At 62.5% G+C, this 9,607-nt stretch carries 8 protein-coding genes; all 8 read right to left on the reverse strand.

The window, feature by feature from the left end; all coding sequences use genetic code 11:
- Positions 1-3 precede the first annotated feature (3 nt).
- A complete protein-coding gene (flhA, locus tag C1H69_RS14880; protein ID WP_102654177.1) occupies positions 4-2,085 on the reverse strand; it encodes a flagellar biosynthesis protein FlhA in 2,082 nt (693 codons plus the stop codon).
- The gene (gene flhB, locus C1H69_RS14885; protein WP_102654178.1) at positions 2,082-3,278 is read right to left on the reverse strand and encodes a flagellar biosynthesis protein FlhB; all 1,197 of its coding nucleotides are present in this window, start codon (positions 3,276-3,278) and stop codon (positions 2,082-2,084) included. Before flhB ends, flhA begins: the two co-directional genes overlap by 4 nt.
- A gap of 147 nt (positions 3,279-3,425) precedes the next feature.
- The gene (gene cheZ / locus C1H69_RS14890) at positions 3,426-4,115 is read right to left on the reverse strand and encodes a protein phosphatase CheZ (RefSeq protein WP_102654179.1); all 690 of its coding nucleotides are present in this window, start codon (positions 4,113-4,115) and stop codon (positions 3,426-3,428) included.
- A 37-nt stretch (positions 4,116-4,152) separates the two neighbouring features.
- Positions 4,153-4,542: a chemotaxis response regulator CheY gene (gene cheY / locus C1H69_RS14895; protein WP_102654180.1), complete on the reverse strand. Its 390-nt coding sequence runs from the start codon at positions 4,540-4,542 to the stop codon at positions 4,153-4,155.
- 61 nt (positions 4,543-4,603) lie between these two features.
- Positions 4,604-6,361 carry a methyl-accepting chemotaxis protein gene (locus C1H69_RS14900; RefSeq protein WP_102654181.1) on the reverse strand — a complete coding sequence of 586 codons (1,758 nt, stop codon included), beginning with the start codon at positions 6,359-6,361 and terminating at the stop codon, positions 4,604-4,606.
- A gap of 80 nt (positions 6,362-6,441) precedes the next feature.
- The gene (locus C1H69_RS14905; RefSeq protein WP_102654182.1) at positions 6,442-7,503 is read right to left on the reverse strand and encodes a protein-glutamate methylesterase/protein-glutamine glutaminase; all 1,062 of its coding nucleotides are present in this window, start codon (positions 7,501-7,503) and stop codon (positions 6,442-6,444) included.
- A 185-nt stretch (positions 7,504-7,688) separates the two neighbouring features.
- Positions 7,689-8,567: a CheR family methyltransferase gene (locus tag C1H69_RS14910; RefSeq protein WP_240609965.1), complete on the reverse strand. Its 879-nt coding sequence runs from the start codon at positions 8,565-8,567 to the stop codon at positions 7,689-7,691.
- On the reverse strand, positions 8,564-9,607 hold a 1,044-nt coding region (locus C1H69_RS14915), incomplete at its 5' end, for a methyl-accepting chemotaxis protein (RefSeq protein ID WP_240609966.1). The genes C1H69_RS14910 and C1H69_RS14915, both read right to left, overlap by 4 nt.

Here is a 9,607-nt window from a genome sequence, read left to right on the forward strand (position 1 = left end):
GGTTTATCGACCTCCTGCCAGCGTCGTGACACGTAGCGTCCGATCATCGGGTATCTCCGCCTGGGACATGACCACCAGGTGGCGCAATCGACGACGCAGGAAGCGGGACAACAGCGGACGAAGCGAATGCTGCACGACCATGACCGGCGGCTCGCCGCTTGCCTCGTGCCGGCCCAAGGCCTGTTCGGCCTGGTTCATCAGGGTCTCCGCCAGACCCGGCTCCAGGGCGCCGTTGCCATTCATGGCCTGCATCAGCACCTGCTCCAGCTGCGCCTCCAGGCCTATCACATTCAAGGTGTCCTGCCCGGGGAACCATTGTTGGGTAATCGAGCGGCCAAGGGCGATCCGTACCAGAGCGGTCAGTTCGCTGGGGTCCTGCTGCTGGGGCCCGTACTCGGCCAGGGTATCCAGTATGGTGCGCATATCCCGAATCGAGACCTCCTCGTCGAGCAGGTTCTGCAGTATGCGCTGGAGCGACGTCAGGCTGAGCGCCTTGGGCACCACGTCCTCGACCAGGGATTTCTGGTCCTCGCCCAGCTTGTCGATCAGTTTCTGCACCTCCTGACGACCCAGCATTTCCGACGCATGGCGGTGCAGCAGATGGTTCAGGTGGGTCGCGATGACGGTACCGGCGTCGACCACGGTGTAGCCGTACACTTGCGCATGCTCTCGTTGCGCGGTATCGATCCAGATTGCCGGTAGACCGAAGGCGGGATCTGCCGTGACGGTGCCCTGCAGCTGACCCGTTACCTGGCCGGGATCGATGGCCAGCCACTGTCCCGGGAAGGCTTCGGCACGCCCGATCTCGGCACCCTTGAGAGAAACCACGTAGGTATTGGCACCCAGCTCGAGGTTGTCGCGGATGTGTACCACCGCGGGCAGGAAGCCCACTTCCTGCGCAAATTTCTTGCGCACACTCTTGATGCGCCCCAGCAGCTCGCCTTCCTGTCGCTGATCGACCAGGGGTATCAGCCGGTGTCCCACTTCCAGCCCCAGGGTGTCCACCAGTTGCACGTCGTCCCAGCTCGCCTCTGGCGCTTCTGGCGCAGGAGGCGGCTCCGCACTGATTTCCTGCTCGACAAGCATCTTCTCTTGCTGGCGCATCAGGAACCAGGCCAGGCCACCGAGCAAGGCGGTGAAGAACAGGAACACGAAGTTGGGCATCCCCGGGACCAGGCCCAGCATGCCTATCACGCAGGCCGCCAGGATCAGTACCTGAGGATTGACGAAGAGCTGGCTGATCATCTGCTGGCCGACGTCTTGTTCGGTATTGACTCGGGATACCGTGACACCGGCGGCGGTGGAAATCACCAGCGCCGGGATCTGCGCCACCAGACCATCACCGATGGTCATGATCGTATAGGTCCGCGCCGCGCCCCCGAAATCCATGCCGTGCTGCAGCATGCCGATCAGCAGCCCGCCAATCAGGGTAACCCCCATGATCACCAGACCGGCGATGGCATCGCCGCGGACGAACTTGCTGGCACCATCCATGGAACCGTAGAAGTCGGCCTCCTGGGCCACCTCGCCACGCCGCTTGCGGGCATCCTCCTCGCCGATCAGCCCGGCGTTGAGGTCGGCATCGATGGCCATCTGCTTGCCGGGCATGGCGTCGAGCATGAAGCGCGCGCCCACCTCGGCGATACGCCCGGCCCCCTTGGTGATGACCATGAAGTTGATGATCACCAGAATCAGGAACACCACCAGGCCCACGGCGAAATTGCCGCCGACCAGGAACTGTCCGAAGGCCTCGATGACCTTGCCCGCCGCATCGCCGCCCTGGTGTCCCTCCATCAGGATCACACGGGTCGAGGCAACGTTGAGCGACAAGCGCAACAGGGTGGTGAACAGCAGCACCGCGGGGAAGGCGGCAAAATCCAGCGGCTTCTGGGTGAACATGCTGACCAGCAGCACCATGATCGCCATGGTGATGTTGAAAGTGAAGAACAGGTCCAGCATGAACGGCGGCAGCGGCAGGATCATCATGGACAGGATCATGAGGATCAGGATCGGGCCCGCCAGCAGCTTCATCTTGACGTCGCTCATCCAGTCGCGGCGCCCAAGGAAATGGCTCAGGGACTTCATTCGCGCGCCCCGCTCGGTTCATTCCCGTCCGGTTCACCAGCGCTGGATACATCGTTGGCACCAGGCACCGCCAGCTCGGGCGGTACCGTTAGATTCTTGGGCGTTGGTGGCACCTCTCCCCCCTCTTGAGACACATGCTTGAGACGGAAGGCCCAGGCCAGCACTTCCGCTACCGCACTATACAGGTCCAATGGAATCTCGCGATCGAGATCCACATGATGATACAGGGCTCGTGCAAGGGGAGGCGCCTGCAGCAACGGCACCCCAGCCTCCTGACCGATTTCCCGGATACGTCCGGCCACCTTATCGGCCCCCTTGGCCACTACCCTCGGCGCCCCCATGCTCTTCTCGTCGTACTGCAACGCAACGGCATAGTGCGTGGGGTTGGTGATGATCACGTCCGCTTCGGGCACCTTGCTCATCATGCGTCCTCGCGCCATGGCCTGTTGCTGAGAACGGATCCGCGCTTTCACATGCGGATCACCCTCGGACTCCTTGTGCTCACGCTTGACCTCTTCCTTGGACATGCGCAGCTTCTTCGCATGGCTCCATAGCTGATAGGGCACGTCGATCAGGATCACGACCAGCAGCGTCAACACCATCAACCCGCAGGCCTGGGCAGCCAGCATCAGCGCCCGGGCCAACGCCTGGGTCGTGGGCTGGTCGAGCAGTGACAGGTACTCACCACGGTTGAAGTAGAGGAACGCCATGCCGGTGCCGCCGATCAGAACCGACTTGGCAATGGCCTTGAACAGCTCCACCAATGCCTGAACCCCGAACATGCGCTTCAAGCCCTTGAACGGATTCAGCTTCGACAGCTGGGGCTTGAGCGACTTGGCCGAGATCAGCCAGCCACCCAATAACGCCGGTGCCACGAGGGCGATCATCGTCAACAGCAGGAACAGCGGCAGCATCGTCCACAAGGTACGCTGGGCCAGGTCCAGGACATTGTTCAGCATCGGACCTGTCTCGAAGGCTTGACGTCTCTCGAAGAGGAAGGCCTGCTCCATGACCAGACCCAATTGATCGTAGAGCATCACCCCCATCGACCACATCCCCACCACGCCGCCCAACAGCAGCATGAAGGTGGTCAACTCACGGGATCGGGCAACCTGCCCCTCCTCGCGCGACTTCTCCAGTCGTCGTGGCGTGGCCTCTTCGGTCTTTTCCTGGTCACTGCTCTGGTCGGCCATGGCGTCCGGACGTTCGTGTGCACGCTGGCCATTGTGGAGGCTTCAGGGGAGAGGTAATACGCCAAAAAGCGCCGATGATCGTGGCCTTATCGACCATGACCTTCGGCAAGAACGTGTCATCGAAACAAATGGGGAAGCGACGGGCGGTCAGAAACCAAGCTGATCGAGCAGGTCGTCGACCTGATCCTGATTGGTCACTATATCGGCACCGGGCTTGACCTGGGGGCCATTGAGCAACCCCCCTTCACGACGGCGCGCATCCGTTTCCCATTGATCGTTGGCCTGCCGCTGCATGTTTTCGCGGGCCACGTTCTCCGGCACGTTGTCGATCAACACCTGCACCAGTTGATGTTCGATCTCGCGGATCACGTCCATCATCCTCTTGATGACCTGGCCCGTCAGATCCTGGAAGTCCTGGGCCATCATGATCTCGAGCAGCTCTTTCTGGGTTGCCTGCGTCTTGTCCGGCACGCCACCCAGATAGGAGCGGGTCTCCTTCACCAGCTCCCGGGCCTCATCCAGTGCCTTGGGCTCGGCAAACCACTCCGCCCAGCGCTTGTCCAGGGATGCGGCATCGTCACTGAGCGAGTCCTGGATGGGTTGCGCCCGGTCAATGGCGTTCAAGGCCCGCTCGGCAGCCTGTTCGGTCATGGTCGCCACGTAGCTGAGGCGATCCCGGGCATCGGGAATGGCTTCCGCAGCCTTTTCGATCTCCTTGTCCAGGCCCAGCTCACGCATGCTCTCGCGCAGGGTACGCGTGAGATGGCCGATACGCTGTACCAGATCATCGCCTGCGGCGCTGGACGGCTGAGCCTCAGGCTGCTCGTTTGCGCTCATCTTGTCGTCTCCTTTGCCAGCGGGCCCGCCCGCCGAATCACTTGCCCAGTTTTTCGAATATCTTGTTGAGTTTTTCTTCCAGGGTGGCGGCCGTGAACGGCTTGACCACGTAGCCACTGGCCCCAGCCTGGGCCGCGGCAATGATGTTCTCCTTCTTGGCCTCGGCAGTGACCATCAACACGGGCAACGACTTGAGTGCATCATCGGCACGGATCTGCTTGAGCATTTCCAGCCCATCGAGATTCGGCATGTTCCAGTCCGAGACCACGAACTCGAAATCACCGGAGCGGAGCTTGCTCAGCGCTTCCTGCCCGTCCTCGGCTTCATCGACGTTGGTGTAACCCAGCTCCTTGAGCAGGCTCCGAACGATCCGGCGCATGGTCGGGAAGTCATCGACCACCAGAAAGCTCATGTTCTTGTCAGCCATCAGGATTCCTCATTTATGTCATGGCAACGGTGACTGACGGCGGGCTCTCCGCCGTCGTGCTTCAGAATTCTTCCCATTCACCTTCGGCAACGGGCTCGCGCTGACCGGTGCCCCGCTGCCCCGAACGCCGTGGCTTCGGGTCTACCTCGGCCACCTGACGAGGCTGGGCCACAGCCGGCACGACGCTCTTGGCAGACGCCGGCGAGGCAGGCGCCGCCGCTGAACGAGGGGCACCGGTGGCCGGCTCGCTCCGCTGGATATCGCCAGTCAAGCGGAACACCGCAACGGCCTGCTCCAGACGATTGGCCTGCTCTTCCAGGGACGCTGCAGCGACGGTCGCCTGCTGCACCAACGAGGCATTCTGCTGGGTCACCTGGTCCATCTGGCCGACGGCCTGACTGACCTGCTCGATGCCGTCGCTCTGCTCCTGGGAAGCCGCCGATATCTCGTCCATGATGTCGGTGACCCGGCGCACCGCCTTGACCACGTCGTCCATGGTCTCCCCGGCCTGTTCGGCCAGCGTCGCACCTTCCTTCACCTGGGCCACCGAACCGTCGATCAGCTCCTTGATCTCCTTGGCGGCCGTGGCGCTGCGGCTGGCCAGATTGCGCACCTCGCCGGCCACCACCGCGAAGCCGCGCCCCTGTTCGCCGGCACGGGCCGCTTCCACGGATGCGTTGAGCGCCAGGATGTTGGTCTGGAAGGCGATGGAGTCGATCACGCTGGTGATATCACTGATCTTCTTGGAGCTGGCCGATATGCCCCCCATGGTCTGGACGACACGATCCACCACATTGCCACCACGCTCGGCGGTGGTGGAAGCGTCCAGTGCCAGCCCACTCGCCTGGCGGGCGTTGTCGGCGTTCTGACGCACGGTCGCGGTGATCTCTTCCATGCTGGCCGCGGTTTCCTGAAGCGAGGCGGCCTGCTGCTCGGTACGCGACGACAGATCGGCGTTGCCACCCGCGATTTCACGGGTGCCAATATGGATCGAGCCGCTGCTGTCACGCACCTGACCCACGATACGCACCAGACTGCGCTGCATGTCCCGCATGGCGTTGAACAGCTTGCCGATCTCGTTGCCGCTACCTTCCGGTATCCTGGCGGTCAGATCCGCCTTGGAAATGGTCTGCAGCTGCTGGACCGCCGAGTTCAAGGGGCGGATCACCGTTGCCCGCAGGCCAAAGTAGACAAGGAGCAGGACAACGGCAGCCAGCAGTAACGCACCATGCTTTATCAGCTCAAAGCGATCGGCCTGGGCCTGGAACCATGCCACCATCTCCCTGCCACTGGTGAAGCCATAGGCGACGAACTCCGCCATGCTGTCACCCAGTGCCTCACTCGGCTCGATCAGCTCGTCGCGCAGCGTGTTGAAGGCCGGCGTATCGAGCTGGTCCAGAAGAGCGTGCTGCTGGCCAACCAGGTCGATCACCGTGACGAAGGAGGCTTCCAGTTCACGGGAAATCGCCTCTGCCTGCTCCGACTTGGGAGCGGCAACGAAATTATTGAAATGCGCCTCGGCCTGACCGATGCGGTCGGCCGCGATATCGAGCTGCGCATTGGCCTCTCGCATGCGGCCCAGCATGATCTGGTTGGAAGCGACTTCCAGGCTGACCCGGGCCACGTTGAGTAGCGCATCGGCCCGATTGATCTCGTTGAGCTGTTGGACGTTGATCCGGTCCAGGTCGGTCAGGATGACGCCGGCCTGACGATCCGACAACGCCGAGAGCAGCGCCACCAGACCGATCAACACGGCGAAACAGACCAACGCCACGATCACGGATACGTGAATGCTGATGTTACGGATAAAACGAGTCATATCGGCGCTTCCTCGCGTTCAAGGACGGCAAGGCCGTCATCGTCATCATTCTACTCATCAGACCCGTTGCATTCTGTTCATCAAACCCGCTGTGCGCGGCCCGAAGCCGCCACCAGCACCATCAGTCGCTCGGGTATGACATCCAGCGAAATCACTTCACTGGCCCCACCAAGGGCGATGGCCTCGCGAGGCATGCCAAACACAACGCAGCTGGCTTCGTCCTGGGCCAGGGTAGCCGAACCCGCCTGGCGCATTTCCAGGAGCCCTGCCGCGCCATCTTTCCCCATGCCGGTCAAGAGCACTCCGATGGCGTTGCGGCCAGCCTGGGTGGCTGCCGAATGGAACAGCACGTCCACCGAGGGGCGGTGGCGATTGACCGGTGGCCCATCATCCAGACGCGCCACGTAGTTGGCGCCACTGCGGGCCAGCTTCAGATGGGCCTCGCCCGGTGCGATGTAGGCATGCCCCGGCAGAACCCGTTCTCCGTCCACTGCCTCTTTCACCGTGATGTGGCAAAGCCGATTGAGGCGTTCGGCGAAGGAACGGGTGAAACCACCGGGCATGTGCTGGGTGATCAGAATCGCCGGACTATTGGCCGGCAGCGTCTCCAGCACGGAGCGAATCGCCTCCGTTCCACCCGTGGACGCACCGATGATGATGAGTTTTTCACTGGATACCAGGGGTGCCTTGAGCGTGGCACGTGCCGGCGCGTCCTCCCGCCGGGCCTGGCGGGGTCTGGACTTGGCGGCTGCCCGAATCTTCTCGGCGATGTCGTTGGCATACTCCATCATGCCGTTGCGAATTCCCAGCGATGGCTTGGCGACGAAGTCCAGCGCGCCGAGCTCAAGGGCACGCAGTGTAATCTCCGAACCCGCCTGGGTCAGGGACGACACCATCAATACCGGCATCGGCCTCAAGCGCATCAAGCGCTCAAGGAAATCGAGGCCATCCATCCGCGGCATCTCGACGTCCAGGGTCAGGACATCGGGATTGTGGCGCTTGATGAGGTCGCGTGCGACCAGCGGGTCGGGCGCCACCGCCACCACTTCCATGTCCGGCTGCGAATTGATGATCTCGCTGAGCAGGTCGCGAATCAGCGCCGAATCATCAATGCACAGCACCTTGATCCTGTTCGATCCCAAGGCGGACCTCCTTTTGACAGGGCCAGTGGACAGGGCTATTCGTCAGAGCCCATGGCGAATATTGCAATGAGTTCAACATCGGCCCCGCCGGTAAAAACTTTAGCGAAAAGCCGGAAAACGGCGTTATAGCCGGCTTCACGGGCGATTCTCACGACGAGTGGCGGGACGAGCCCGTGATACCGTGCCTAACGGTGATCGGCCAGGGTATAGACAGTCTGGCCACGCAGGCGAAACACTTTGCTGATGTAGGAAAAGTTCTCGGAATGCCCGGCAAACAACAGCCCGTTGGGCTTGAGCAGCGGCGCAAAACGCTCGAGGATACGAGCCTGAGTCGTCTTGTCGAAGTAGATCATGATGTTACGGCAAAAAATCGCATCGAAAGGTCCTTTGATCGACCATTGCGGCGCCAACAGGTTCAGGGCCTGGAACTCCACCAGGGCAGAGACTTCCGGCCGCACCCGGGCCAACCCCTCGTGCCGCCCCTTGCCCTTGTGAAAAAAGCGCTTCACCCGGTCTTCATCGAGCTTGCGCACCTGTTCGATGGGATAAACACCGGCCCGGGCACGCTCGAGCGCTTCGGTGTCGATATCCGTTGCCACGATCCGTGCGTCGGCAGCCCTCTGGCCCAATGTCTCGAGAAGCGTCATGGCAATCGAATAGGGCTCCTCACCCGAGGAAGCCGCTGCACTCCAGACGCGTACCGGCCCGCTCGACTGACGGACATGATCCGCCAGCAGGGGGAAATGATGCATCTCCCGGAAAAACGCCGTGAGGTTGGTGGTCAGTGCATTGGTGAAGGCTTCCCACTCCCGTGCCTCGGGCTGACGTGCCAGGCGGGCCAGGTAATCGCTGAAGCGTGTCAAACCGTGATGACGCAGCCGCTTGGCCAAACGGCTATAGACCATTTCACGCTTGTGCTCAGCCAGCACGATGCCCGCACGCTGATAGATCAACTTGCGAATTTGCGTGAAGTCGTCATCGGTCAGGATCAGGTCGCGTTCCAGCTGACCGACTCCTGACCATTGCCCCGGTTCAGGCCCGGGGTCTCCACCTGACCGTGTCAAAACGTTTCCCACTCCTCGTCGGCGGTTGCCTTGCTCGCCTTGGCCGGCGGCCGCTTCCCGGGAAGCGGGTCGTGCCCCAAGGCAGGCTGGACAGGCTGCGTGCGTTCATCACGTTGCGTTCCCGCCGGCCGCTCTTCCACGAGCCGCACCTGCTCCGGCCCGGCACCACGCAGGCGGAATACACGAATGGCACGGGCCAGTTGCTCGGCCTGGTGCCGCAGGTCGCTGGCCGCACGGGCGCTCTGCTGCACGCGCTCGGCATTCTGCTGAGTGACCTGGTCCATTTCGGTGATGGCCTGATTGATCTGGCCGATGCCGCTGCTCTGTTCCTCGGAAGCCGCCGTGATCTCACCCATGATGTCGTTGACCCGGGAAGACGCCGCCACGACTTCCGCCATGGCGCTCTCGGCCTTCTGGACCTGGGCCGCCCCTTCCCTGATCTCGCCGGCCGAGCCGTCGATCAGCTGACGGATCTCCTTGGCCGCGTCCGCCGAACGTCCGGCCAGGCTGCGGACCTCTTCCGCCACCACCGCGAAGCCGCGACCCTGTTCGCCGGCACGCGCCGCCTCCACCGAGGCATTCAGTGCCAGGATGTTGGTCTGGAAGGCGATACCGTCGATGACATTGATGATGTCGGTCATCTTGTTCGAGCTGGCGGTGATGCGCTCCATGGTCTTCACCACGCCGTTCATCAGATCGCCGGTATCACGCACGCGACCGGCGTTGTCCAGCGCCAGGCCACTGGCTTGCCGGGCATTGTCGGTATTCTGCTGCACCGTGGTGGTCATCTCCTCCATGCTGGAGGCCGTCTCCTGCAGCGAGGCGGCCTGCTGCTCGGTACGGGCGGAGAGGTCCTCGTTGCCACGGGCAATGGAGCGGGATGCCGGGTTCACCACCTCGATCCCCTGCTGCACGCTGTAAGTCGTGCTGTAGAGGCTCTTGCGCATGATGTCCATCGCCCTGAGCAGGACCCCGACCTCATCACGCCGTTGATCCGGCGAACGTGCCGCCAGGTTGCCCGAGGCGACCTGCAGGGTGAA

This window comes from Billgrantia endophytica (assembly GCF_002879615.1).
GTDB lineage: Bacteria > Pseudomonadota > Gammaproteobacteria > Pseudomonadales > Halomonadaceae > Halomonas > Halomonas endophytica.